Below are 23,052 nucleotides of genomic sequence, written 5' to 3' on the forward strand. Positions count from 1 at the left end.
GTCAAAAAAAGCGGGGGACGGTTGGGCATCAACTCGGCGAAACGCCGCCCAGGTGCTTGTGCCATTGCGCCGGCAAGCGTCGTTGCTGGCCCAGACCGGCCAGGCGCTGACGTTGCGCCGGGCTCAGCAGATCGAAGGCAATCACGTGGGGCAGTCCGGCGGACACCGTTCGATCGGCGGCGAGTTGTTCGTCCAACAGGTCGAGGGCCAACTGGTTGAGGGTGACGCTTTGTCGTTGCGCCAGGCCGATCAGGCGTCGTACATCGAGGCCCATGCCCAGCGCTTTCAACACCAGTTGGTTGAAGGCCTGTTCGTTGTAGTGACGCGACGGGTAGGCGGTGTCCAGGGCGAGGGCGGCGAACACCTGGCTGTTGCTGGTGCGCCCGGCCTGGCGTGCAAGCTCCACGCACACCCCGCAGCTATCGAGCCAATCGAGGGCCTTCAAGGTGGCGATTTTTTCCTGGTCGTCGCCCCACAGGAACAATTGGTGCAACAGGGGGATTTGCCCGGCGGCGGGCTGCTGCTCCAGCACCTGGGCCAGCAGCAACGCCCGCGCCAGTTGGACGTTGCTCCAGCCGTCGCTGCCGGGCTGCGCACGCTCCTTGAGGTTGCGCTTGCATTGGCTGCTCATGAGCGCCGCGGTGTTGGCGTCCGGGTGTCGGGCAAGCCGTTCCTGTGCCTGATGCCACCATCGCCGTTCGGTTTCCTCGAACTGGCGGATGAAATGCTGGCGTTGTTCGTTCAGGCAGTCGTGGCGCATGTCGAGGGCCGCCGATGCCGGTGCAGTCACGTCCGTGTTCATGTTGGTTTGATCCAGCGTTGGAAATGAGGAAGCAGGAAAAACACCAGGACACATAACAAGCTGCCCAAGGGCTGGTTAGCCACGGCCAGCACCAGGGCATCGAACAGCGGCAGGGCTGCCAAGCCGGCGCCGATAAAGGCGCGAACCTGCCGTTGCCGTGGGTTGGCCAGGTTGCGCCAGTAGTGCCAGCCCAACCAGCCCAGCCATAACAGCAGCACCGGCCAAAACCAGGCGCTGCCGGCGTAGATCGCCAAGGCCAGCGGGCTCAGCATCAGCAGCAGGGGGAGGCGGCTGATCAGTTGGTTGCGGTGTTCCTGGCGAGCCAGGTAGGTCAGGCCGCTGATGTAGACCCCCAGCAAAATGGCGCAGAGCCAGATCGGTTCGGGTGGCACCGCCAGACTGGCCGCAGCGGTGAGGTAGAGCGCCGAGCGGCAGGCACCCATCAGCCAGACGCTGTGGGTGTATTTTTTGTGCAGCAGGTTGTAACCGAGGATGCAGCCCACCAACAGGGTGGCGCTGGCCAGCAGCCAGTGCGGCTGCTCGATCAGTCGGCTCAGGCCCAGCAGCGAGGCCGCGGCCAGCACCAGCAACAACGCAGTGGCCAACCGTACTTGCTGGCGGCTGACCAGGCCCAGGGTAATGGGGCGGGGATTATGATGTTGTTGGTCCCAGTCGGCGTCCAACAGGTCGTTCAACAGCATGCCGGCCAGGTACAGCAGCGACAGTGCCGCCAGTAGCAGGATCCACACCAGGGACGACGGCGGTGCCAGGGCCCCGGCGCTGCTGGCGAGCAGGGCGGCGGCCAGGGTGTTGGTCCACACCGTGGGCAGGTTGGACACACGGCCGAGGGTCAGCCAGGCCTTGAGGGTCGGCGCCGTCTGGTTCATTGCGCACAGCGCTCGTTCAGGGTCGGGGCAAGGTCGACTTGGGTGGACAGGCGCTGCAAGGCCTGCTCCATTCGCGCGGTATCGATTTCATGCAAGTCCACCGACTCGCCGATCCGACTGAGCATGGGGATGGAGAGTTGTCCGCCCAAATGCTGGCGGAACTCCTCCAGCCCCAGCAAAACCTGCGAGCGCCCCAGTGCATCTTTCAAGGTCAGCTCCGGCGGGTTCAGGCAGAAGCCGAGCTTGAGCAGCAGGTTCAGCACCCGTTCGGTGTCGCTGTCGCTCAACAACCCCAGGGCATTGGCGTAAAGCCCATCCAGGGCCATGCCCACCGCGACGGCTTCGCCATGGCGCAGTCGGTGCTGACAGAGATTCTCCAGTTTATGGGCGGCCCAGTGCCCGTAGTCCAATGGCCGCCCGTTACCGCGTTCGAATGGGTCGCCGGCACCGGTGATGTGCGCCAGGTGCAATTCGGCGCAGCGGCGGATCGCATAGCGGCTGGCCCCTGGTTCGAAGTGGGCGAGGGCGTCGGCCTGCTGTTCCATCCACTGGAAAAACGCCTGGTCCTTGATCAGCGCCACCTTGACCGCCTCGGCCAGCCCGGCGATCTGGTCGCGCCGGGTCAGGCTGGTCAGCAATTGAAAGTCGTTGATGACCGCGGTGGCGGGATAGAAGGCGCCGAGCAGGTTCTTCTGGCCGAAGGCGTTGATGCCGTTTTTCACGCCGATACCAGCGTCGTTCTGGGCGAGCACAGTGCTTGGGATGCGAATCAGGCGAATGCCGCGGTGGAAGGTGGCGCAGGCGTAGCCCACCGCATCCAGCACCGCGCCGCCACCGAGGGCCAGCACATGGCAATGCCGGTCCAAGCCATGTTTCAGCATGTCGGTGTACAGCCGCTGCAACACCTGTGAATCCTTGCTCGACTCGCCGGCCGGAACCGCGATCGGCGGCGCCTGCAGGTGCAGGTCTGGAAAGTGGCTGGCGAAGTAGGCGTTGATCTGTTCCAGCAGGTGCGGGGCGCTGTCCAGCAGTTGTTCATCGGCGAATATCAACACCGTGACCGGGCCCCTGTGGCCGGCCATGAGCTGGCGGTGCAGGCAGGGATTGAGCGGATCGAATACATGATCGGTGAACACCACCGGGTAGTCGTAGCTGACCTTGAAGCGCCCGTGCAACGCTTGCTGCGCGTCATGCCGGCGAAGGTTCTTGAACAGGCTGTACCCGGCGATGAACAGCCCGGGCAATACCATGCTGGCGAGCAGGGTCACCAACAGCGCGTTCTGCTCGACGAGAAAGGTACCAATGGCGCTGTAAGCCAATGCAAGGCCGGCGTTGGCCAGGGTGGTGACCAGGATGAACGCGCGCAGTGGGTAGCGTTGCATGCCGGCGGCGACGACCGAGGTTTCCGCCAATACCGGGACCCCGCGCAGGCAGATCAACGACAGTGTGCCCAACCGGTACGCCAGTTGCCCCGGCTGGCGTTGATGCAGGCCCAGGCGGCCGGACAGCAAGCGTAAATAACCGGCTCCCAGCGCATAGCCCAGCCCGGCGCCCAGACACAGACCCACGAAAATCGCCAGGTAACCCCCCACGCTGCCGAGCATGGCCACGGCCAGCAGTGCGACCATGCTCGACGGCACCGGCAGCACCACGTCCAGCGTCAGCAGGGCGATCAGTAACATCGCCAGGTAGAGTTTCTGCGCGGGCGTCGAGGGCAGGTACAGGTTGAGATGGGTCAGGAAGTCCTGGATCTGTTGTTCGAACAGCAAGAAGCTGGCGATCACCAGGGCTGAAAAGCAAACCAATGACAGCCAGAAATGTCTGGCTGCTCCTTTTTGCGAGAGCAAACGATACCCACGGCCATGCTTCATCAAGCATCCCTCTTGTTGTTATGACTGATTCCGTGTCAGTAATTGAAAGCAACGCCAAGTGTGTGTGTTAGGCCAATAGACGTTCTCGCTCGAAGGGCTCTCAGGTGTGGTTGATGATGTGGTTGGAGACAGGTTTGAATCTAGACGGCCCGGGTGTTTTTGCAAGGCCATCTGATGGCAATTTGATTTGGCGTGCCACTTCGCTTTTCAGATGACCGGTATCAGCGGTTTGTCCCGCTCGTTCAGGGCTTCGAATACCCGCGCAATTGCGCCGGGCTGACGCCAAGGCGTTGCTTGAACAGCGTGGTCATGTGCGCCTGGGAGTTGAAACCGCAGGTGTGCGCGATATCGGTCAGTCGGGCGGCGGCGTCACGCATCAGCGCCCGTGCCTTGGCCAGGCGCCGGTCGATCAGGTAGCTGTGGGGGCTTTGGCCGGTTGCCTGTTTGAATGCCCGCATGAAATAGCCCTCGGACAAGCTAAGCAGTCCGGACATTTCCTTTACCCCTAGCGGACGGTCGAGACCGGCGTCGATGAACTCGTCGAGCAGGCGCATTCGTCTGCCCGTGAGGGCGCCGTGGGGGTATGCCGATAATGTCTTGTGGTCCTTCACCCGTTCAGCCAATCCGAGCGTCCAGGCCTCCCAATCATCCTCTGGGGTGGCACGCAGCAGTGCGCTGCGCATTCTCAGCGCGAGGGTGATGGCCTGCGAGTCGATACGGTTGTTGAACGCATGCTGCCCCGGCAACGCCACACCGTCGGTGCGCACGACCCGCAGGTATTCACCGCCCCTGGGGGATTCGGAAAACACGTCGCATTCGGCAGGGACGAATGCCAGGCCGTTGGGGGTCGCCTCGAAGGGCTGCACGCGGTCGCTACCGATGGCGTGCAGGCCGCGCTGGCTGTCGAAGGCAAAGCCGATCGCCGACTGGGTTGCGACATAGCGGGTGGCGTAGGCGCAGCCGGGCAGCAATTCGATCACCCAGGGCCCAGCTTCGATACGACGGACCGGTTCAGGTGAGGGCGGCGGTTGGCGGTTTCGAGGGTTCATGAACAGCATAGTAGTGAAGAGAGGGCCTGAAAGTCAGGTCAGTTTTCTGAAAGCCCGCCGGTGGCGCCCTGATTAGACTGGGCAAAACCTGGAGGCCCATCATGCACACACTGACCCGCGACGACATCGAACACGCTGCCCACCACCTCTACCAAGTCATGCCCGCCACCGCCCAGTACGCCTGGCCGTTGTTGGCTGAGCGGCTGGGTTGCACGGTGTGGGTCAAGCACGAGAATCACACCCCGACGGGGGCCTTCAAGGTGCGCGGCGGCCTGACCTTTGTGCGCTGGCTCAAGCACGAGCACCCAGAGGCAAAAGGCATCGTCACGGCGACTCGCGGCAACCATGGCCAAAGCCTGGCGCTGGCGGCCACTGCATTGGGTTTGAAAGCGTTGATCGTCGTGCCGCAAGGTAACTCGGTGGAGAAGAACAACGCCATGCGCGGTTTTGGCGGCGAGGTGGTCGAGTATGGCCGCGATTTCGACGAGGCCCGTGAAGAAGCCGCACGCCTGGCTCAAGCGCATGGCCTCTACCTGGTGCCGCCGTTCCATCCCGAGTTGGTCAAGGGCGTGGCAACCTATGGGCTGGAGCTGTTCAGCGCGGTGCCGGACCTGGACACCGTCTATGTGCCGATAGGCTGTGGCTCGGGGATTTGCGCGGTCATCGCCGCCCGCGATGCCTTGGGCTTGAAGACCCACGTGGTGGGCGTGGTGTCCACCGAGGCCGTTGCGGCGAAGGTGTCGTTTGAAACGGGTGCGCTATGTGAGACCGGTTCGGCGAATACCTTTGCCGACGGCCTGGCCGTGCGCAGACCCGTTCCCGAGGCCTTTGCCATCTACGGGGCCGCGGCGGCGCGAATCGTAGCGGTCAGCGATGCTGAAATTGCCGGAGCCATGCGGGCGTATTACACCGACACCCACAACCTCGCCGAAGGTGCCGGTGCTGCCGCCTTGGCAGCGCTGATGCAGGAGCGTGAAGCGATGCGGGGGAAAAGGGTGGCGGTGATTCTGTCCGGTGGGAATATCGACCGGCCGGTGTATGCCAAGTTGATTGGTTGAACCGCTTCAGAGCCGCTTTATTGAGTCGCTCGCAGACATTGCATGCACCACAACCCCCTTGGGGAGCGAGTTTGCTCGCGATAGCGGCGGGTCAGATCGCACTGAGAGTGGATGCCGCCTCCGCGGCCATGGCCGCCCGGACGCTGGGGCGTGCGGCGATTCGCGCCATGAACGCCGCCAGTGCCGGCCAGTCGCTGATCTGGATATTGAACAACGGCAGCCAGTTCAAGACGGTGAACAAGTAGCCGTCGGCCAGGCCAAAGGTGCCCATCAGGTAATCCTGTTGTTCAAGGGCCTGGTTGAGGTAATCCAGGCGCCTGAACAGTTTCGCCCTGAAGATGGCCTTGGTCGGCTCTGCAATCTCGGCGTTGAACAGCGGCGCACATCCGCTGTGGATCTCGGATGTGATGAAGTTCAACCATTCCTGCAGGCGGACCCGCTCCCAGGTGCCGTTGGCCGGCGCGAGTGCATTTGCGGGAATCAGATCGGCCAGGTACTGGACGATGGCGGCACCCTCGGTCAGGACTTCACCATTATCCAGCACCAAGGCTGCCACGTAGCCCTTGGGGTTGATGGTCAGGAAGTCGAGCCCGTCGGCGGTTTGCTTGGTCTTGTTGTCGACCCGAATCAATTCAAAGGGCAGGCCCAATTCCCGCAGCACGATGTGCGGGGACAATGAGCAGGTCATGGGGGCGAAGTACAGTTTCATGGTTTCCTCAAGGTCGGGGGACGTGCCGCCAGAATCCACGAGGGCTGGAACATTTTCAAAGGACATCTTCGGTGCTAGCGTATGACAAAATCTCATGAGTAAGTCAGACCTCCATGGCCACCCGAATACCTTCCCTCAATGGCCTGAAAGCATTCGAATCAGCCGCCAGGCACATGAGCTTCACCAAGGCCGCAGAAGAGCTGAACGTCACACAAACCGCCATCAGCCATCAAATCCGCCGGCTCGAAGAGGAACTGGGCGTGCGCTTGTTCCTGCGGCTCAAGGATGGCCTGGCTCTGACAAATGAAGGCCATGACTATTTTCCTGGCGTTCGTGCGGCATTCCATGAGCTGCGCTATTGCACGCAGACGTTGCTCGAGAGCCGCAATAACAGCGTCTTGACGATCAGTACCCTGGTTTCATTTGCCTCCAAATGGTTGTTGCCGCGACTGGCGTCTTTCCAGCAGGCGTATCCCAACATTGATGTGCGCGTTACGGCATCCACCGAACGGGTGGACTTTCGTAAAGGCGGCGTCGACGCGGCCATTCGTTACGGTTCCGGCGAATGGAAGGGGTTGCGGGCTGACTGGCTGATGGCCGACGAAATCTTTCCGGTGTGCAGCCCCAGACTGCTGCAAGGTCCGACAGCCTTAGAGAGTCCGCACGATCTGACCCAGCACACTTTGTTGCAGGTCAGCGGGGTGACCCACGATGACTGGAGTGCCTGGTTGAGTGCCGCCGGCCAACCGAAAAAACTGGCCGAAGGCAGCCGGTTGACATTTGACCTTGCCATGATGGCTGTTCAGGCTGCGGTTGACGGCCTGGGGGTCTGCATCGGGCGTTCGACTTATGTCGAGGACGACCTGAAGGCCGGGCGATTGGTTGCCCCCTTCGATCTGCGATTGAAATCTGAACTCGGCTTCTATTTCGTGAGCCCGCATGAAACAGCCGACACCCCAAAAGTGCAGGCCTTTAGAACCTGGTTGATGGATTCGGCGGGGTTTGGCGCCGAAACATGATTACACCGTGCCGTTCAGCCGTCAGTCAGCGAGCCGATATAAGAACGAGGTCCGCTTACTTTCAGGGTTCACCGAGGGTACGTCATGTTTAATACAACACTAAAAAATGAACTGACGGCTAGGACGGCCGAATTGGCAACCTACAAAGGACTGGTCGGCGCCTTGGAACGGTCGATGGCTGTTATCGAGTTCAGCCCCGATGGCAAGGTCCTTAGGGCGAACGAGAATTTCCTCGCTACGATGGGCTACCGAGCGGATCAATTGGCCAGTCTGTCCCATCGGGATTTCTGCACTCCAGCGCTGGCGGGCAGCGCCGAATACCGTGAATTCTGGAACCAGTTGCGCGCCGGTCAATTCGTTTCCGGCACGTTTCAGCGCCGCAGCGCGCAAGGGCAGAACGTGTGGCTGGAAGCCAGCTATAACCCGGTAGTGGACGAGCAACGGCGCGTCGTGAAGGTGGTCAAGTACGCGCTCGATGTCACCGCCAAGGTTGCCAACGAGGCCGAAACTCGTGGTCGGCTGGCGGCACTTGATCGTGCCATGGCGGTGATCGAGTTCGACCTGGGCGGCAACATCCTGACTGCCAACGACAACTTCATGAATGTCATGAACTACTCGCTGGCAGAGCTAAAGGGCAAGCACCATCGGATGTTTTGCGAACCGAGCCTGGTCGGTAGCTCGGAGTACAGTGATTTCTGGCGGCGTCTCAATGCGGGTGAGTTTTTCAGCGGCCAATTCAAGCGTCTCGGCAAAAACGGCAAAGTCGTCTGGCTGGAAGCCAGCTACAACCCGGTCTACGACGCTGAAGGCAAGTTGTGCAAGATCGTGAAGTTCGCCAGTGATATCACCGAGCGGGTGGAGAAATTCGAAGAGGACTCGCGCGGTGCTTCCCGTGCGTATCACATCTCCGCCGAGACCGAACGCGTGGCCGAGCAGGGCGCCCAGGTGATCCACCAAACCGCCAAGGAGATGCGCGAGATCGCCGACAACATTGGCGCGTCCGCGCGTCTGGTTGGGCAACTGGGGGCGCGTTCGGAAGAGATCACGGCCATCGTCAACACCATTCGCGGCATTGCCGACCAGACCAACCTTCTGGCCCTCAACGCGGCGATCGAGGCGGCGCGGGCCGGGGATCAGGGGAGGGGGTTCGCGGTGGTGGCCGACGAGGTCCGGCAACTGGCCGGGCGCACCAGTCGCTCCACCTCTGAGATTGCCGAAATGATCGGCATGATCCTCTCCGAAACCCGCGATGCCGTCACCAGCATGAACGTGACCCATGAAGGCGCATTGCGCGGCGTAACCCTGGCAGACCAGGCCGGCTCGGTCATCGTGCAAATCCGGAACGGGACCACGGATGCACTCGAGGCAGTGAGCATGTTTGCGTCCAAGCTCGACGAGTCCGAGGTGATTCCCAAAACGGCTATCGGCTGGGTGGGTTGAGGTGAGCTGAGTCCTCGCCCCTGAGATCCATGCGTTTGCCCCCCTTCAAGCAGCACCGCTCGCACGGGTACGCCACTTCCGTGACAAGGACGTCGAGGGACTGGGGTTGTCCATCGTCAAGCGAATCATCCACCTGATTAACTCGCTGGGCTCCCGGCGCGGTAAGGGCACGCGCGCATTAATGGGCACGCCGCACTCATAAGCCTGTTTCCACCCTTCCATTTTATGAAACGGTGGATTGCAGTTTGTGCGTATTCCTGCGCAGTCGCTTTGGGCAGAAGATGACGCCATCCACTTGCACACCCGTGCAGAAGGTGGCGGAGAATCCCTAACCGTAGCGCACTGTTGCAGGCGTTCAGGCTGCGAGCGCGAGGAGTCGCTGATGGACGAAGTCGTGCAAGCACAAACCTCACCCTGGCACGAAGGAGAGCTGGCCTTGCAGCGCTCCGTCGGGGCAGTCGACATGATGGCCGGTGTCGGTCAACGGCAACTGGCGCGCAGGTGGATGCCGGACCAGCACCGGGAGTTCTATGCCCAACTGCCTTTTGTGGTATTGGGGGTGGTGGATCGGCAAGGCGACGTCTGGGCGACCCTGCGCGCTGGGCAACCGGGCTTCATGAACTCGCCCGATCCGCAGACCCTGCACATCAACCTCGCGCCTGAGCCGAACGACCCGGCCCAGGAGGGCATGGGCGAGGGCGATGCCATCGGGATGCTGGGCATCGAGTTGCACACCCGCCGGCGCAACCGCATGAACGGTGTCGTGCGCCGTCAGCTTGCCCCGGGGCTCGAGATTTCAGTGAGCCAGGCGTATGGCAACTGCCCTCGCTACATCAACCTGCGCCAGTACCACTTTGTCGACGCGCAGATCGTGGCGCCGCGTCAACTGACCGTGCCCGACCCGCAGGTGCGACGCCTGGTGACGGCGGCCGACTCGTTCTATATCGCCACCTACGTGGTGCGCGATGGCGAACGTCAGGTCGACGCTTCTCATCGTGGTGGCAAGCCGGGGTTTGTGCGCATGGATGAAGACGGATCGCTGACCATTCCGGACTTTTCCGGCAACCTGTTCTTCAACACGCTGGGCAACGTCCTGCTCAACCCTCGGGCCGGGCTGGTGTTCGTCGATTTCCAGACGGGCGATCTGCTGCAAATGAGTGGCTCGGCGCAAGTGCTGCTGGACGATCCCGATATCAGCGCGTTCCAGGGCGCCGAGCGGCTGTTGCGCTTTATCCCGCAACGCATCGTTTATCGCCCGGCCGCCATTGCGCTGCGCTGGACGGAGCAGGACGAAGGCGACTCGCCCAATTCATTGATGACCGGCAGTTGGGAGCAGGCCGCCGAGCGCTTGCAGGCCGAGGCGCTGCGTAGCCGCTGGCGTGCGTTGCGGGTCGCGCGGGTGGTGGATGAGAGCTACAACATTCGCTCGTTCTATTTGCAGGCGAGCGATGGCTTGGGGTTGCCCCGGTTTGAAGCCGGGCAACATTTGCCGGTGCGGATCTTACTGAAAGGGCAGAGCACGCCGTCGATCCGGACCTACAGCGTATCCAGCGCGCCGTCGGATGATTTCCTGCGCATCAGCGTCAAGCGCGATGGCTCGGTGTCCACCCATCTGCATGAACAGGTGCAGGCGCTGCATGAGATTGAGGCGCGAGCGCCCCAGGGCCATTTCACTGTCCAGGCCACCGAGCGGCGTCCGTTGGTCTTGCTGGCGGCGGGAGTGGGCATTACCCCGTTGTTGTCGATGCTGCGCGAGGTGGTTTATCAGGGCCAACGCATCAGCCGCATGCGCCCGGTCTGGTTGGTGCAAAGCGCCCGTTCGGTGGCCGACCTGGCTTTCCGTGACGAGATCGACGAACTGGCCGCCCGTGCCGGCGACAAGCTGCAGGTTCTGCGCATGGTCAGCCAGTCGGCCTCTGAGGCAGGGGGCGCTGAGGGCTATGACCTGGCGGGTAGGATCAATGTGGAACTGCTCAAGCAACTGCTGCCGTTCAACGACTACGACTTCTATTTGTGCGGGCCGGGCAGCTTTACCCAGGCGCTGTACGACCAATTGCGCAAACTGCGCATCCCTGACGATCGCATCCATGCGGAAACCTTCGGGCCCTCGACGCTTGTGCGGGATCTGGAAGTCAGCGTACCTGCGCCGGTGCAAGTGCCGGCCGCTAATGAAGCGGTTAAGGTCTTGTTCGCCAGCGCTGGCAAGGAGGCACGTTGGGAGCCCGGCAGTGGGACGCTGCTGGAGTTGGCCGAAGCGCGTGGTCTGAACCCGGAATTCAGTTGCCGTGGCGGCTCCTGTGGTACCTGCAAAACCCGCTTGAGCCGCGGCCAGGTGCACTATCTGAGCATGCCGGCCGAACCGGTTGGCGAAGGTGAGGTGCTGATCTGTTGCGCCGTGCCGGCCCGGGGGAGTGAGCCGTTGGTGCTTGAGGTCTAGGCCCCACGGCGCACTCGTCCTGGCGCCTCGCCGTAGATGTCCCGAACTTGGTTGCAATGCAATGTTTGGGTGTCGTCTATGGATCAGATCGTACAGGCAATGTTCACCGCTTATCCTGGCGCACCGGATGCCTATGTCTATGGCCCGATCTGCGTAGGCGAGGAAGAACGTGGCAAGGGCTTGGCCCAGCGAATGTTCGCCGATCTTCGGCGGCGCGAGCCTGGGCGCGAAGGTATTCTTTTCATACGTAAAGACAATGAAGCGTCGCTTCGTGCGCACTTGAAGATGGGGATGAAAGAGGTCGCTTGTTTTCCGTTCAATGGGTTTGAATTCGCTGTTTATTCGTACATTGGCTAGGCAGGGAAAGAAAGCCCCCAATAGGTAACGGCTTGGTTTTCAGCAACGCCCAATAGAGCGGGAAATTCCTCACCATTGGCCGGCCGCCAGTTCCTGTAATTGCCTCCGGGGCGAAACGGTCAGGAAACAGGTCTCGCCAACGTTCTTGTCCGCGGTGCCACGGCTAAGTCGACACCGAATCATGGCAGCAGACGCAAAGCTTGTTGCCATCGAGATCTCGAAAGTAGGCGCCGTAGTAGTCGGGGTGGTAGTGGGGTCTCAATCCGGGTTCTCCCTCACACGTCCCGCCCAGTGCCAGTGCTGTCGCGTAGCTGTCCCTCACGGCTTCCCGGCTGGGTGCGAGCAGAGCCACCATTTGTCCGTTGCCGGGTTCGTTCGCCTTGCCGTCAAAGGGTTTCCCAATCACGAAGATCGGGCGAGGTGAATGCTCGGCAACCCAGCCCGCCCAGCCTTTGCGGGCGTCGCTAAATTTCAATGTCAGGCCCAGCCCTGCCATGACCTTTGAATAGAACACCAAGGCGCGATCAAAATCGGCGATACCTAGAAAAACATGCGAGATCATGATGGCTACCGTTTTGCTGTGAGCGCGAGGGTTGTTTGAAATTCCAGCCTACGCTGCCACAGGCGTCATCGCGCTGCCAAGCCCGGGTGGTTAGAGCGCCGGTTCAGAAGCCTGGTGCCTGGTGCCTGGTGCCGGTCATCGAGGAGCACGAGGTGGCGTTGACGCGATCCCAGGCATCGTACGGCGATGAGGCCGTGCCGTGCCATGCAACAATATTTCCGGCTGTAGAACCGGGTCTTGGGACTGCGCAGCAACCCCAAGACCCAGCCAGCTCAATGCTCAGATCAAGCCGACAGCGGCGGCGTCCGAGGTGGGATCAGGCGTTTGGAGCCAATCGATTCAAACGCCGCAGCCAGTTTCAACAGCGTCGAATCATCATAGGCGCGTCCGGCGAACGTCAGCCCGACGGGCATGCCGATGTCCGCCATGACGCCCATCGGCACGGTGACAGTGGGCACACCCAGGTGGCGGATGGCAAGGTTGCCGTTGGCGACCCAGACCCCGTTGCTCCAGGCGATATCGGCAGACGCCGGGTTGATGTCCGCATCGGCCGGCCCGACATCGGCGACGGTCGGGAAGATCACCGCATCCAGGCCCAGGCGCTCCATCCAGTCTTCCAGATCGATTCGACGTGTCTCTTCAAGTCCACGCAGGCCGTCGGGCAGGGTCGGGATCTGGTCCCACGGCGTGATACCGCGCTGGGCCATCTTTACGTACTCATCCATGCCAGCGGCCAGATCGTCCTCTCGGTTGGGCAGGGTGCCCGGGTCGTGGGGGAAGATCTTCGGGCCGTCGACGTCGGCCAGGCGATTCAACGTTGGATCGCCGTTGGCCCGCAGGAAATCATCGAATGCCCAGGCCGACAGGTCCCACAATTCATGGTGCAGGAATTCCTTGGAAACCAGGCCGCGGGTGAGCACCGTCGGTGCGCCGGGACGGTCGCCCTCGCAGTTGGACACCAGCGGGAAATCCACCTCGACCACTTCGGCGCCACAAGCCTCCAGGGCCTTGCGAGCTTGTTCCCAAAGATCGATCACCGAGGCGCGGGTGACGATTCGCTGCCCGGTCGGGCCGCCGATGCCGGGGGACTCTGCCGTACCGGCTTCAGGGTCCGCGTTGATGTACATCCGTGGCACGCCGAACCGAATGCCGGCCAGCGCCCCCGGATTGCTGGCAAGGCTCGGATACGAGGCCGGGCGAACCGACTCGACGCTGGGAATCGGCACCCAGGGTTGCAGGCGCCACAGGTCGCCACGGGTGTCCGGGTCCTCGGCGACCACCACGTCCAGCACTTCGAGCAGGTCGGCCATGGTTCTGGCGTAGGGTACGACGACGTCCATCGTCGGCGTCAACGGCCAGTTGCCACGCACCGAGATCACGCCGCGCGATGGTGTATACGCGCACAAGCCATTGTTCGACGCTGGGCCGCGTCCGCTCGACCAGGTTTCTTCCCCAAGACCGAACGCTGCGAAACTGGCGGCGGTTGCCGTGCCCGCACCGTTCGAGGAGCCCGAGGCAAAGGGTGCGGTGAGGTAATCGCCGTTGTATGGGCTCTCGGCACGGCCATACACCCCGCGCTGCATGCCGCCGTTGGCCATGGGCGGCATGTTGGTCTTGCCCAGGCAGATGGCCCCGGCGGCGCGAAGCCGTTCGACGGTGAACGCATCGCGATAAGCAATCAGGTCCTTGAACGCCGGGCTGCCGGAAGCGGCAGTGAGCCCCTTGACCAGGTAACTGTCCTTGGCCGTATAGGGAATGCCGTCAAGCGGCCCCAGGGTCTGACCGCTGGCCCGCCGGGCATCGGAGGCCTGGGCCTCGTTCAATGCATCGGGGTTGCGGACCACCACCGCGTTGAGGGCTGTGGGCGTATCGGCGCCGTCGTAGGCATCGATCCTGGCCAGGTAAGCCTGGACAAGCGCTACCGCCGTGGTCTGGCCCGATTCCAGCGCGGCGCGCAGTTGGGCAATGGAAACTTCGGTGATGTCGATCATGCAGTTACCGCCGCGGCAGGAGGATGATGGGGTGTGCGGGTCCGTTGAGGTTGGGGCCTGGCACGTCAGGGTCATCTCAAGGTGGATATTTATCGGGTTTTGCCTACTGTACTACGGAAAAACGATCAAGGGCAGCCCGGGTTTGACCGGACTATTTTTCGACCGACCCCAAATTTGCCACCTTCAGACTTCGTTAAGAAACGGCCCCGATACTTTCTCCCAATAGCCCGAGGGAGAACGTTGACCCATGCCCGATTTCGACTGGAACATCCACCTGCCGCTGGCGTTTGGCGACGCCGGCCTGCCGGTTCGCCACTTGCACCGGACTTTGCCGGGGCAACCTCGGCGAACTGAGTTCGAAGCGTTCATCCAGCAGCGCTTTCGCCAGGTCCACGGCGCCGATATTCGGCACTTCATGCCGGAGCTGTTCGGGCTCGACGATGTCCGCGGCACGCTCTGCGCAGCCGCTGGCGTGCGCCGGGCCGCCCAGGGGCCACTGTTTCTCGAGCGTTACCTGGACAGCCCCATCGAGCCTTTGATCAGTGCCGCCGCCGACCGTCCGGTGGACCGCGTCGGCATCGTCGAGGTTGGCAACCTGGCCGCCAGCGACACGGGCAGCGCCCGGCTGAGCATCATCGCGATCACTTATCTGTTGGCCATGGGCGGCCTGGAGTGGGTTGCGTTCACGGGCAACATCGGCTTGGTCAACAGCTTCCACCGCCTGGGCCTCAAGCCTGCGACGCTGTGCCCGGCCGACCCGCAGCGCCTCGGCGACGACCGTCATCTATGGGGTCGCTACTACGAGAGCCAGCCGTGGGTTCATGTCGGCAACATCCGCGCCGGTTTCATTCATTTGCGCAATACCGGCCTGTTCAATCGCCTGGGACTGCCGACGGACCTCGGAGAAACCAGCCATGTTGCCTGAAATGGAACGCTTCAAGCGCACCCTACGTGGTCATGCTGAGCGCAGGGGCCACGCCGTGGCGCTGTGGGGTGACGGCTCGCAGCTTGACTACGCGACACTTTATTCCGAAGTGGTGTACCGCCAGCAACGCCTGCGCGACGAACACATCAGTGTTGTCGCCCTGGCCCTGGACAACGGCATCGAAGTGATGCTCTGGGACCTTGCCGCACTGTTCGAAGGGCTGACCTGCGTCATCCTGCCCGGGTTTTTCAGCCAGGCGCAACGTCGGCACTGCCTGGAACAGAGCCAGGCCGAGCGAGTGATTGCCGAGCCGGCATTCGAAGCGCAACTGCAAGCTACCGGATACGAGCACAGTGGCGAGTTCTGGCGGCGGCACTTCGACGGACCGAGTCGTCTGCCGGCAGGCACCGCCAAGCTGACATTCACCTCCGGCACCACCGGCACGCCCAAAGGCGTTTGCCTGAGCGCCGACAGCCTGTTGCGGGTGGCCCGTGAACTGGAGCAGGCCAGCCAACCGGTCGAGGCCAGGCATCACCTGGCGTTGCTGCCCCTGGCGATTCTGCTGGAAAACCTTGGCTGCTACGCGGCGTTGTATGCCGGTGCCATGCTGAGCCTGCCCAGCCAGAAGACGCTCGGTATCCAGGGCGCCAGCGGGGTTGATCCGTTGCGGCTGCTGGGGTGCCTGGCCGAGCGTCGAGCGCAGAGCCTGATCCTGGTTCCGCAGCTGCTGTTGATGTTGGTCACGGCAGCCGAACAGAAGATGTTCAACCCGCACATCGTGCGCTTCGCCGCCGTTGGCGGGGCACGGGTGTCCCACGATTTGTTGCAGCGGGCCCAGCGGGTTGGCCTGCCGGTGTTTGAAGGCTATGGGCTGTCGGAGTGCGCCTCGGTGGTCTGCCTCAATCGGCCACAGGCTCATCGTGCCGGCAGTGTCGGCCAGCCGCTGCCCCATGTGGAGGTGCGCTTGGCCGATGACGGCGAAGTCCTGATCAAAGGCTCGACGCTGCTCGGTTACCTGGGGGAGCCACCGCACGTCAGCGAATGGTGGCCCAGCGGCGACCTGGGCGAGTTCGACGAAGACGGTTTCCTTTATCTGCGTGGTCGCAAGAAGCACCAGTTCGTCACCAGTTTCGGGCGCAACGTGAACCCTGAATGGGTTGAAGCCGAACTCACCCAGGGCGGTGACATTGCCCAGGCCTTCGTTTATGGCGAAGCCATGCCGCACAACCATGCACTGCTCTGGCCCGCCCACGCCGACTGTACCGATCAAGCATTGGAGCTGGCCGTGGCCAAGGCCAACGGCACGCTGCCCGATTACGCACGGGTCCATCGCTGGACGCGCCTGGACCAACCCTTCAGCGCAGCCAACGGCATGCTCACCGCCAATGGCCGGCCACGCCGGGAGGCCATCGTTGAGCATTACCGCGCGCAGCTCATTTCATCTGCCTTGTCCGAGGAATCCCCATCATGAGTTTTTTTGACGCGTTGCAAGAAGCCACCCAGCAAGAGCGCCAGACCCTGTTCAATCTGCCGATCATCGGTGACGCCCTCGACGGTCAGGTGAGTCAGGCCAGTTACCGGGGCTTCCTGATCCAGGCGTATTACCACGTGCGCCATACGGTGCCGTTGATGATGGCTTGCGGGGCGCGCCTGCCAACGCACCTGGAATGGCTGCGCAAGGCCGTGTGCGAATACATCGACGAAGAGTACGGCCATGAACAATGGGTGCTGGATGACATTGCCGTGTGCGGTGGCGATAAGGAAGCGGTGCGCAACGGCCAGCCTTCGTTGCCCATCGAGCTGATGGTCAGTTACCTCTATGACTTGATCGCCCGAGGCAACCCGGTAGGCCTGTTCGGCATGGTCAACGTGCTGGAGGGCACCAGTATCGCCCTGGCGACCCATGCCGCCGACAGCATCCGTCAGCGCCTGGAATTGCCGCCCACGGCGTTCAGCTACCTCAGTTCCCATGGATCGCTGGACATTGAGCATATGCAGACCTATCGCGGTTTGATGAACCGGCTGGACGATCCGGCGGACCAGGCTGCGGTGATCCATGCCTCCAAGGTGGTGTACCGGTTGTACACCGACATGTTCCGCGGCCTGCCGCGTGATGGAGGGCATGAACATGCGCCTGTGTGATACGCGTGTCGTGCTGACCGGCGCCAGTGGCGGAATTGGCCAGGCTATCGCTGCCGCGCTGTGCGCCAGTGGTGCGCGGGTGCTGGCCGTGGCCAGGCATCACGAAGCCTTGCAGCCGTTGCTGGAACGTTATCCGCAGCACTTGAACTGGGTCGAAGCCGACCTGACCTTCCTCGCCGACCGGCGCAAAGTGCTGGTCGCCGCGCAGGCCCAGGGCGGCATCAACCTGCTGATCAATGCCGCCGGGGTGAACCACTTCGCCATGCTCGAACAACTCGACGACAGCGAGATCAACGCCATGCTGGCGCTGAACATCAGCGCGCCGATCTGCCTGACCAAGCTGCTCTTGCCGCTGCTCAAGCAGGCTGACAGCGCGATGGTGGTCAACGTCGGCTCGACCTATGGATCAATCGGCTACCCCGGCTATGCCAGTTACTGCGCCAGCAAGTTCGCCTTGCGGGGTTTTTCCGAAGCCCTGCGCCGGGAGTTGGCCGATACCCGTGTCGGGGTGCTCTACGTGGCGCCCCGGGCCACCCGTACCGCCATGAACAGCCCGGCGGCCGATGCGCTCAACCAGGCCCTCAAGGCCAACGTCGATGACCCGAAAACCGTGGCGGCGGCGGTAATCCACGCGATTATCGGCGACCGTCGTGAGCTCTATCTGGGGTGGCCTGAACGCTTTTTCGTCGGCCTCAACAGCCTGCTGCCCAACTTGGTGGACCGAGGCCTGCGCAAGCAATTGCCGCTGGTCCGCCGCCTCAGCCACAAACCCGAAGACGAGCACTTCAAACCATGAAAAGAATCCTCGCTTGCCTGTTGATCGGCACCCTGAGCCAAAGCGTCTGGGCGTTGGAGGCGGCCGACCAGCAACGTCTCGGCGACATCCAGCAGCGCTGGGCCCACATTCAATATGAAGTGCCCGAAGGCCAACGCGCCGATGCGTTCGAAAAACTCGCCGTCCAGGCATCGGCGTTCAAGCAGGCGCGTCAATCGGTGGCCGAAGCGTGGATCTGGTCCGGCATCGTCAACAGCAGTTGGGCCGGTGCCAAGGGCGGGATCGGCGCGCTGGGCAAGGTCAAGGATGCCAAGGGCGACCTGGAAAAAGCCCTGACCCTGGACCCCAAGGCCCTGCAAGGCTCGGCCTACACCAGCCTCGGCGCACTCTACGACCGAGTGCCGGGCTGGCCGCTGGGATTCGGCGACTCGGACAAGGCCGAGCAATTGCTCCAGCAGGCTTTGCAACTCAACCCCAACGGCATCGACAGCCTGTACTTTTGGGGCGATCACCTCTACCGTCAAAAGCGCTATGGCGAAGCCAAGGCAGCGCTGCAAAAAGCCTTGCAGGCAGCACCGCGGCCGGGTCGAGAAACCGCCGATGCCGGGCGCCGCAAGGAGATCGACGCGTTACTGGTGGATGTGAACAAGCAATTGAACTGACAGGAGCGCATGTGCGTTTATTACTGATCGAGGATGACGTGGCCTTGGGCGAGGGCATCCATCAGGCCCTGAGTCGCGAAGGCTATACCGTCGACTGGGTGCAGGACGGCAGCAGCGCCTTGCATTCGTTGCTCAGTGAAGCCTTCGACCTGGCGGTGCTCGACCTGGGCCTGCCACGCATGGATGGTCTGCAAGTGTTGCGGCGCTTGCGTGACAGTGGTTCCAACCTGCCGGTGCTGATCCTCACTGCCCGGGATGCCACCGAGGATCGCATCGCCGGGTTGGACGCCGGGGCCGACGATTATCTGGTCAAACCCTTCGATCTGGCGGAACTCAAGGCCCGGTTAAGGGCCTTGTTGCGCCGCAGCGCCGGCCGCGCCCAAGCGTTGATCGAACATGCCGGCATCAGCCTGAACCCCGGTACCCAGCAAGTCAGTTACCAGGGCAAGCCGGTGGCCCTGACACCCAAGGAATATCAGTTGCTCCATGAACTGCTCTCGCCGCCGGGCCGCGTCATGACCCGCGATCATTTGATGCAGTTGCTCTACGGCTGGAGCGAGGAGGCCGAGAGCAACACGCTGGAAGTGCACATCCATCACCTGCGCAAGAAATTCTCCACCGACCTGATCCGCACCATTCGTGGTGTCGGTTACCTGGTGGAGGAGCGTCGATGAGTTCGATCCGGCGTCGCACCCTCACGCTGATTCTCGGCCTGCTGTTCCTTGGCCTGTTGATCATCACCGTATTCAATCTACATGACAGCAACCACGAAATCGCCGAGGTCTACGATGCCCATTTGGCGCAGAATGCCCGGCTGTTGCAGGGCGTGATGCGCATGCCGATGGCGAGCAAGGAGCACGCCGAGCTGTATCAGGCGTTCAATTCGGCGTTGGGGCAAGCGGGGCCCGAAGTCAATGGTCATCCCTATGAAAGCAAGATCGCATTCCAGGTCTGGAACTCACAGGGGGCAGTGCTGGTTCATACCTCCAGCGCACCGTCGTTCACTTCACCGCCGGGTGCGCCCGGTTTCAGTGACGTCGTGGATCAGACGAACCGTAAATGGCGGACGTTCGTGCTGGACGATGCGCAATACGGCTTGACGATCTGGGTGGGCGAGCGCGACGACGTGCGTGCCGACCTGGTCGATCGCATTGTTCGTCACACGGTCGTGCCCAACCTGATCGGCAGCGTGGTGCTTGCCGCGGTGATCTGGCTGGCCATTGGCTGGGGGCTCAAGCCCCTGGTCGATATGGCGGCAAAGTTGCGCGCCAGGCATCCTGGCTCACTGGAACCGCTGCAAATGATGCCGCTCCCGACGGAGCTTGAGCCCATGCAGGCGGCCCTCAACCGCGTCTTGGCGCAGATCCAGGAGGTGATGGGCCGTGAGCGGCGTTTTATTGCCGACGCTGCCCATGAAATGCGTACGCCCTTGGCCGTGCTGCGGGTGCATGCACAGAACCTGATGGAGGCGGCGAGCGAGCAAAACCGTCGCGAGTCCCTGGAACACCTGATCGCTGGTGTCGATCGCACCACGCGTTTGGTCAATCAACTGCTCACCATGGCGCGGCTCGAACCGCAGGCGGGTGTTCCGACGCCTGCGGCCATCGACCTGCCCGCCACGGTTCGTGCGAGCCTGGTTCAACTGACGCCCTGGTTGTTAAGCAAGGGGCTCGAGCCGGTGCTGGATGTCAGCGATGACATCGGCCCGGTTCGAATCGACCCGGTGGTCATCGACATCGCCTTGAACAATCTGGTGACCAACGCGGCCAATTTTTCTCCGGCCAACGGCACAATCACCGTACGACTGGCCAGGAAAGACGATCACTACGAGCTGTCCGTCGAAGACCAGGGGCCGGGTATCGACGAGGCTGAGCGTGAGCGGCTTTTCGAGCGGTTCTATAGTCGCGGCAATGACCAGGGGGCGGGGCTGGGCCTGACGATCGTCCGCACCATCGCGGATCGACTGGGAGGGCGCATACGCTTGGACAATCGCACCGAGGGTGGGCTGTGTGCGACCTTGGAAATAGCGCGTTTCTAAGCGTTCCTCGCGGCCATGACGAGTGACCGGCCCCGTGCGGTGGTTCAAGCAGGCGCATCGGCCGGAGATTGTTCGGCAAGAAAGGCGACTATCTCGTCAACCGAACTGCGTGCCGTGCGTGTGACACCGATCAGAGTGGCGGAAGCCGAACCCGTCCACTCGCCGTAGCCGACCAGCCACAGCCTGGGCTCTTGTATCGAGTGAGTGCCCTCGACTTCCACGCGGCCCTCGTTGTTGAGCACCCCCAGCGCATCCAGGTGCTGCAGCGCGGGCCTGAATCCAGTGCACCAGATCACCACGTCCACCGCTGATTCGTGGCCGTCGACCCAGATCACGCCGTTGCGGGTGAAACGCTCGAAAGGCCTGACGGCCTGAAGGACGTTGCGTTCACGGGCCTCGACCACCGGCGGCACCATGACGATGTCACCCAACCCTCCTACAGGCTGGTCGATGACGCGACCTTCCTGCTGGGCCTTCCAGCGTTCGGTGGCGCGCTCGAACAACACGCGCCCATCCACTTCGTCGGGAAGAAACAGCGGCTCGAGGGGAGTGACCCAAGTGGTCTTGGCGATTTTCGACACCTCGGCCAGAATCTGCGCCCCTGAATTACCGCCGCCCACCACCAGGACTTTCTTGCCGGCGAAAGGGGATGCCTCGACATAGTCCGCCGAATGCACTTGCTGGCCAGCGAACAAGGCCGCGTCAGGGTAGCGAGGGATGTAGGGGTTGCTCCAGGTGCCCGTTGCGCTGATCACGACCCGGGCGTTCCATTGCCTGTCAGGAGCATGAACGCGCATGCCCGTTTCTGTCCGCTCTACACGAGTGACCTGCACTGGCCGCACCCTAGGAAATTCATAGCGCTGCTCATAGTGCTTGAGGTAATCGATCACATGGTCTCGCGACGGATAGCCATCTTGTGTGGGGGGCATCATCCAGCCGGGGATCGAGCTCCAGGTCGCCGGGGAAAAGAGTCGCAGCGAATTCCAGCCATGGCGCCAGGCACCACCGGGTTCTTCCTGGGCGTCGAGGATGATGAACGACAGGGGCGTGCGTCGCAGGAAATAGGCCGCCGCCAGGCCCGCCTGGCCCCCTCCGATGATGACAACATCATACGTATCGGGCTGTGGGCAGGGCATGGCGATGATTCCTTGGGTCGAGGGAGTCTGTTGCAAGACGCCAAGGGGGGCTTGCAAGGTTAATGGCCGTTCCAGGAGGAGGGCCGTTGTGCGCCTCAGCAACGTTTGCAGGTCTTGATGCCCAACAACGAATAGAGCGGGCAGAAGCGAAAGATGCCCGTGGCCAGTGGCACCAGGCCAATCCAGCCCCACGCACCGATCAAGCCCGTCAGGCTCAGGATGATGAGGACAAGTCCCGCGGCAATACGTGCGCCGCGGTCAATGGTTCCGATGTTGGCTTTCATGGCAATCTCCCGATCAATGGACGCGCCGGGTTTCCAGCGCGGTGAACAACAACATGCCCGCCAACATGGCCAGCATGAACACAAAGGCTTGCCAGTGTCCGGTCAGCAGAATGGCCACGGCGGGGCCGGGACAGATGCCGGCGATGCCCCAGCCGATGCCAAACACCAGGCTGCCACCGATCAGGCGTGGGTCCAGTTCGCGCTTGACCGGCAACTGCATGGGGCTGCCCAGCAGCGAATGAGTCTGTTGGCGCGCCCAGGCCAGCGGGACAATGGCGGTGCCGATCGCGCCGATCATCACCAGCGCCAGGGACGGGTCCCAAGTGCCGGCCAGATCCAGGAAACCCAACACCTTTTTCGGGTTGGCCATGCCTGCCAGGAGCAGCCCGAGGCCAAAGAACAGGCCCGCGATGAATGCCGTCAGTTTGCGCATGTTCAAACCCCTATCACGTGACGCAGGACAAATACCGTGGCGAAACCGCTGAGCATGAAACACACCGTGGCGGCCATCGAACGCGGTGAAAGGCGCGATAGGCCACACACGCCGTGACCACTGGTGCAGCCCGAGCCGTAACGAGTGCCTACACCCACCAACAGGCCCGCGACAGTCAGGCCGAACCAGCCACTCTGGAACTCGATCGGCGGCAACCTCGCAAACACGCCCCATAACAGCGGCGCGACGAGCAGACCCAGGAGAAACAGGGCCTTCTCGCCCAGCCCTTCGCTGCCACGCTGCAGAAGGCTGCCGATCAGCCCACTGATGCCGGCGATCCGGCCGTTGGCGACCACGAACAGGCTGGCCGCCAAGCCAATCAACATACCGCCGGCCAGGGATGACCAAGGCGTAAAGTTGAACCAGTCAAGATTCATCAGCGTTCTCCGGTACACCATCGTTGATATTTCACTGC

22 protein-coding genes and 2 pseudogenes are annotated in these 23,052 nt (G+C 62.4%); 13 read left to right on the forward strand and 11 right to left on the reverse strand.

Annotation, left to right across the window (positions count from 1 at the left end; translation table 11 throughout):
* Window positions 1-28: 28 nt before the first annotated feature.
* The 4 genes from AACY31_RS18655 to AACY31_RS18670 form a co-directional block, all read right to left on the reverse strand.
* Window positions 29-802, reverse strand: a complete 774-nt coding sequence (locus tag AACY31_RS18655; RefSeq protein WP_339481237.1) for an EboA domain-containing protein — start codon at window positions 800-802, stop codon at window positions 29-31.
* Window positions 799-1,689 (reverse strand): UbiA family prenyltransferase, encoded by an 891-nt coding sequence (locus tag AACY31_RS18660; RefSeq protein WP_339481235.1) that lies wholly within the window; start codon window positions 1,687-1,689, stop codon window positions 799-801. Before AACY31_RS18660 ends, AACY31_RS18655 begins: the two co-directional genes overlap by 4 nt.
* A complete protein-coding gene (locus tag AACY31_RS18665) occupies window positions 1,686-3,560 on the reverse strand; it encodes a 3-dehydroquinate synthase (RefSeq protein WP_339481233.1) in 1,875 nt (624 codons plus the stop codon). Before AACY31_RS18665 ends, AACY31_RS18660 begins: the two co-directional genes overlap by 4 nt.
* A 242-nt stretch (window positions 3,561-3,802) precedes the next feature.
* A complete protein-coding gene (locus tag AACY31_RS18670; protein WP_339492560.1) occupies window positions 3,803-4,618 on the reverse strand; it encodes a helix-turn-helix transcriptional regulator in 816 nt (271 codons plus the stop codon).
* Between the two features lie 92 nt (window positions 4,619-4,710).
* On the opposite strand from AACY31_RS18670, the gene AACY31_RS18675 reads away from it, so the two are divergent.
* The gene (locus AACY31_RS18675) at window positions 4,711-5,667 is read left to right on the forward strand and encodes a threonine dehydratase (RefSeq protein ID WP_339481230.1); all 957 of its coding nucleotides are present in this window, start codon (window positions 4,711-4,713) and stop codon (window positions 5,665-5,667) included.
* Between the two features lie 91 nt (window positions 5,668-5,758).
* Here AACY31_RS18675 and gstA read toward each other — a convergent pair whose 3' ends face one another.
* Window positions 5,759-6,376, reverse strand: a complete 618-nt coding sequence (gene gstA, locus AACY31_RS18680) for a glutathione transferase GstA (protein WP_339481229.1) — start codon at window positions 6,374-6,376, stop codon at window positions 5,759-5,761.
* 113 nt (window positions 6,377-6,489) lie between these two features.
* Between gstA and AACY31_RS18685 the strand changes: the two genes are divergently transcribed.
* From AACY31_RS18685 to AACY31_RS18700, 5 genes and pseudogenes are all read left to right on the forward strand, one after another.
* A complete protein-coding gene (locus AACY31_RS18685; RefSeq protein WP_339481228.1) occupies window positions 6,490-7,395 on the forward strand; it encodes a transcriptional regulator GcvA in 906 nt (301 codons plus the stop codon).
* Window positions 7,396-7,569: 174 nt separating this feature from the next.
* Window positions 7,570-8,247, forward strand: a pseudogene (locus AACY31_RS28970) (PAS domain-containing protein); the annotation flags it as partial.
* A 114-nt stretch (window positions 8,248-8,361) separates the two neighbouring features.
* Window positions 8,362-8,835: pseudogene (locus AACY31_RS28975) on the forward strand (methyl-accepting chemotaxis protein); the annotation flags it as partial.
* A gap of 382 nt (window positions 8,836-9,217) precedes the next feature.
* Entirely contained in the window at window positions 9,218-11,272 is a 2,055-nt protein-coding gene (locus tag AACY31_RS18695; RefSeq protein WP_339492562.1) for a 2Fe-2S iron-sulfur cluster-binding protein, read from the forward strand.
* Between the two features lie 78 nt (window positions 11,273-11,350).
* A complete protein-coding gene (locus tag AACY31_RS18700) occupies window positions 11,351-11,629 on the forward strand; it encodes a GNAT family N-acetyltransferase (protein WP_339481225.1) in 279 nt (92 codons plus the stop codon).
* Between the two features lie 163 nt (window positions 11,630-11,792).
* Here AACY31_RS18700 and AACY31_RS18705 read toward each other — a convergent pair whose 3' ends face one another.
* Together AACY31_RS18705 and AACY31_RS18710 are read right to left on the reverse strand one after the other, a co-directional pair.
* Window positions 11,793-12,191, reverse strand: a complete 399-nt coding sequence (locus AACY31_RS18705) for a VOC family protein (RefSeq protein ID WP_339481224.1) — start codon at window positions 12,189-12,191, stop codon at window positions 11,793-11,795.
* Window positions 12,192-12,475: 284 nt separating this feature from the next.
* Window positions 12,476-14,182, reverse strand: coding sequence for an amidase (locus tag AACY31_RS18710; RefSeq protein ID WP_339481223.1), 1,707 nt, complete (start codon window positions 14,180-14,182; stop codon window positions 12,476-12,478).
* Between the two features lie 247 nt (window positions 14,183-14,429).
* Here AACY31_RS18710 and AACY31_RS18715 point away from each other — a divergent pair, with 247 nt between their 5' ends.
* Genes AACY31_RS18715 through AACY31_RS18745 form a run of 7 tightly spaced genes read left to right on the forward strand, consistent with a single transcriptional unit; the run spans window position 14,430 to window position 20,724 of the window.
* Window positions 14,430-15,107: a thermostable hemolysin gene (locus AACY31_RS18715; protein WP_339481222.1), complete on the forward strand. Its 678-nt coding sequence runs from the start codon at window positions 14,430-14,432 to the stop codon at window positions 15,105-15,107.
* A complete protein-coding gene (locus AACY31_RS18720; RefSeq protein ID WP_339492564.1) occupies window positions 15,097-16,578 on the forward strand; it encodes an AMP-binding protein in 1,482 nt (493 codons plus the stop codon). The genes AACY31_RS18715 and AACY31_RS18720 overlap by 11 nt, the downstream gene beginning before the upstream one ends.
* Entirely contained in the window at window positions 16,575-17,249 is a 675-nt protein-coding gene (locus tag AACY31_RS18725; RefSeq protein WP_339492566.1) for a TenA family transcriptional regulator, read from the forward strand. The genes AACY31_RS18720 and AACY31_RS18725 overlap by 4 nt, the downstream gene beginning before the upstream one ends.
* A complete protein-coding gene (locus AACY31_RS18730; protein WP_339504955.1) occupies window positions 17,236-18,045 on the forward strand; it encodes an SDR family oxidoreductase in 810 nt (269 codons plus the stop codon). Before AACY31_RS18725 ends, AACY31_RS18730 begins: the two co-directional genes overlap by 14 nt.
* Window positions 18,042-18,686: a tetratricopeptide repeat protein gene (locus tag AACY31_RS18735; protein ID WP_339481217.1), complete on the forward strand. Its 645-nt coding sequence runs from the start codon at window positions 18,042-18,044 to the stop codon at window positions 18,684-18,686. The genes AACY31_RS18730 and AACY31_RS18735 overlap by 4 nt, the downstream gene beginning before the upstream one ends.
* Window positions 18,687-18,697: 11 nt before the next feature.
* Window positions 18,698-19,360, forward strand: a complete 663-nt coding sequence (locus AACY31_RS18740; RefSeq protein ID WP_092141796.1) for a response regulator — start codon at window positions 18,698-18,700, stop codon at window positions 19,358-19,360.
* Window positions 19,357-20,724: a sensor histidine kinase gene (locus AACY31_RS18745; RefSeq protein ID WP_339481212.1), complete on the forward strand. Its 1,368-nt coding sequence runs from the start codon at window positions 19,357-19,359 to the stop codon at window positions 20,722-20,724. Before AACY31_RS18740 ends, AACY31_RS18745 begins: the two co-directional genes overlap by 4 nt.
* Before the next feature lie 44 nt (window positions 20,725-20,768).
* Here AACY31_RS18745 and AACY31_RS18750 read toward each other — a convergent pair whose 3' ends face one another.
* The 4 genes from AACY31_RS18750 to AACY31_RS18765 form a co-directional block, all read right to left on the reverse strand.
* Window positions 20,769-21,860 carry an ArsO family NAD(P)H-dependent flavin-containing monooxygenase gene (locus AACY31_RS18750; RefSeq protein WP_339481210.1) on the reverse strand — a complete coding sequence of 364 codons (1,092 nt, stop codon included), beginning with the start codon at window positions 21,858-21,860 and terminating at the stop codon, window positions 20,769-20,771.
* 95 nt (window positions 21,861-21,955) lie between these two features.
* On the reverse strand, window positions 21,956-22,144 hold the full coding sequence (locus tag AACY31_RS18755) for a YgaP family membrane protein (RefSeq protein WP_057448108.1): 189 nt from the start codon (window positions 22,142-22,144) through the stop codon (window positions 21,956-21,958).
* A gap of 13 nt (window positions 22,145-22,157) precedes the next feature.
* A complete protein-coding gene (locus AACY31_RS18760) occupies window positions 22,158-22,577 on the reverse strand; it encodes a DUF6691 family protein (RefSeq protein WP_339481207.1) in 420 nt (139 codons plus the stop codon).
* Window positions 22,578-22,579: 2 nt separating this feature from the next.
* A complete protein-coding gene (locus AACY31_RS18765; protein WP_339481205.1) occupies window positions 22,580-23,014 on the reverse strand; it encodes a YeeE/YedE family protein in 435 nt (144 codons plus the stop codon).
* Between the last annotated feature and the right edge of the window lie 38 nt (window positions 23,015-23,052).

The organism is Pseudomonas sp. RL_105y_Pfl2_101 (assembly GCF_963970585.1).
In the GTDB taxonomy this organism is placed as follows: domain Bacteria; phylum Pseudomonadota; class Gammaproteobacteria; order Pseudomonadales; family Pseudomonadaceae; genus Aquipseudomonas.

Excerpts from the sequence above, each read along its gene's own strand:
- AACY31_RS18700 (WP_339481225.1), top strand. The coding sequence starts at position 11,351 with ATGGATCAGATCGTACAGGCAATGTTCACCGCTTATCCTGGCGCACCG.
- AACY31_RS18760 (WP_339481207.1), bottom strand. The coding sequence starts at position 22,577 with ATGCGCAAACTGACGGCATTCATCGCGGGCCTGTTCTTTGGCCTCGGG.
- AACY31_RS18655 (WP_339481237.1), bottom strand. The coding sequence starts at position 802 with ATGAACACGGACGTGACTGCACCGGCATCGGCGGCCCTCGACATGCGC.
- AACY31_RS18670 (WP_339492560.1), bottom strand. The coding sequence starts at position 4,618 with ATGCTGTTCATGAACCCTCGAAACCGCCAACCGCCGCCCTCACCTGAA.
- AACY31_RS18715 (WP_339481222.1), top strand. The coding sequence starts at position 14,430 with ATGCCCGATTTCGACTGGAACATCCACCTGCCGCTGGCGTTTGGCGAC.
- AACY31_RS18755 (WP_057448108.1), bottom strand. The coding sequence starts at position 22,144 with ATGAAAGCCAACATCGGAACCATTGACCGCGGCGCACGTATTGCCGCG.
- AACY31_RS18720 (WP_339492564.1), top strand. The coding sequence starts at position 15,097 with ATGTTGCCTGAAATGGAACGCTTCAAGCGCACCCTACGTGGTCATGCT.
- AACY31_RS18730 (WP_339504955.1), top strand. The coding sequence starts at position 17,236 with ATGCGCCTGTGTGATACGCGTGTCGTGCTGACCGGCGCCAGTGGCGGA.
- gstA (WP_339481229.1), bottom strand. The coding sequence starts at position 6,376 with ATGAAACTGTACTTCGCCCCCATGACCTGCTCATTGTCCCCGCACATC.
- AACY31_RS18695 (WP_339492562.1), top strand. The coding sequence starts at position 9,218 with ATGGACGAAGTCGTGCAAGCACAAACCTCACCCTGGCACGAAGGAGAG.
- AACY31_RS18665 (WP_339481233.1), bottom strand. The coding sequence starts at position 3,560 with ATGAAGCATGGCCGTGGGTATCGTTTGCTCTCGCAAAAAGGAGCAGCC.
- AACY31_RS18685 (WP_339481228.1), top strand. The coding sequence starts at position 6,490 with ATGGCCACCCGAATACCTTCCCTCAATGGCCTGAAAGCATTCGAATCA.
- AACY31_RS18660 (WP_339481235.1), bottom strand. The coding sequence starts at position 1,689 with ATGAACCAGACGGCGCCGACCCTCAAGGCCTGGCTGACCCTCGGCCGT.
- AACY31_RS18705 (WP_339481224.1), bottom strand. The coding sequence starts at position 12,191 with ATGATCTCGCATGTTTTTCTAGGTATCGCCGATTTTGATCGCGCCTTG.
- AACY31_RS18750 (WP_339481210.1), bottom strand. The coding sequence starts at position 21,860 with ATGCCCTGCCCACAGCCCGATACGTATGATGTTGTCATCATCGGAGGG.
- AACY31_RS18725 (WP_339492566.1), top strand. The coding sequence starts at position 16,575 with ATGAGTTTTTTTGACGCGTTGCAAGAAGCCACCCAGCAAGAGCGCCAG.
- AACY31_RS18710 (WP_339481223.1), bottom strand. The coding sequence starts at position 14,182 with ATGATCGACATCACCGAAGTTTCCATTGCCCAACTGCGCGCCGCGCTG.
- AACY31_RS18745 (WP_339481212.1), top strand. The coding sequence starts at position 19,357 with ATGAGTTCGATCCGGCGTCGCACCCTCACGCTGATTCTCGGCCTGCTG.
- AACY31_RS18735 (WP_339481217.1), top strand. The coding sequence starts at position 18,042 with ATGAAAAGAATCCTCGCTTGCCTGTTGATCGGCACCCTGAGCCAAAGC.
- AACY31_RS18765 (WP_339481205.1), bottom strand. The coding sequence starts at position 23,014 with ATGAATCTTGACTGGTTCAACTTTACGCCTTGGTCATCCCTGGCCGGC.
- AACY31_RS18675 (WP_339481230.1), top strand. The coding sequence starts at position 4,711 with ATGCACACACTGACCCGCGACGACATCGAACACGCTGCCCACCACCTC.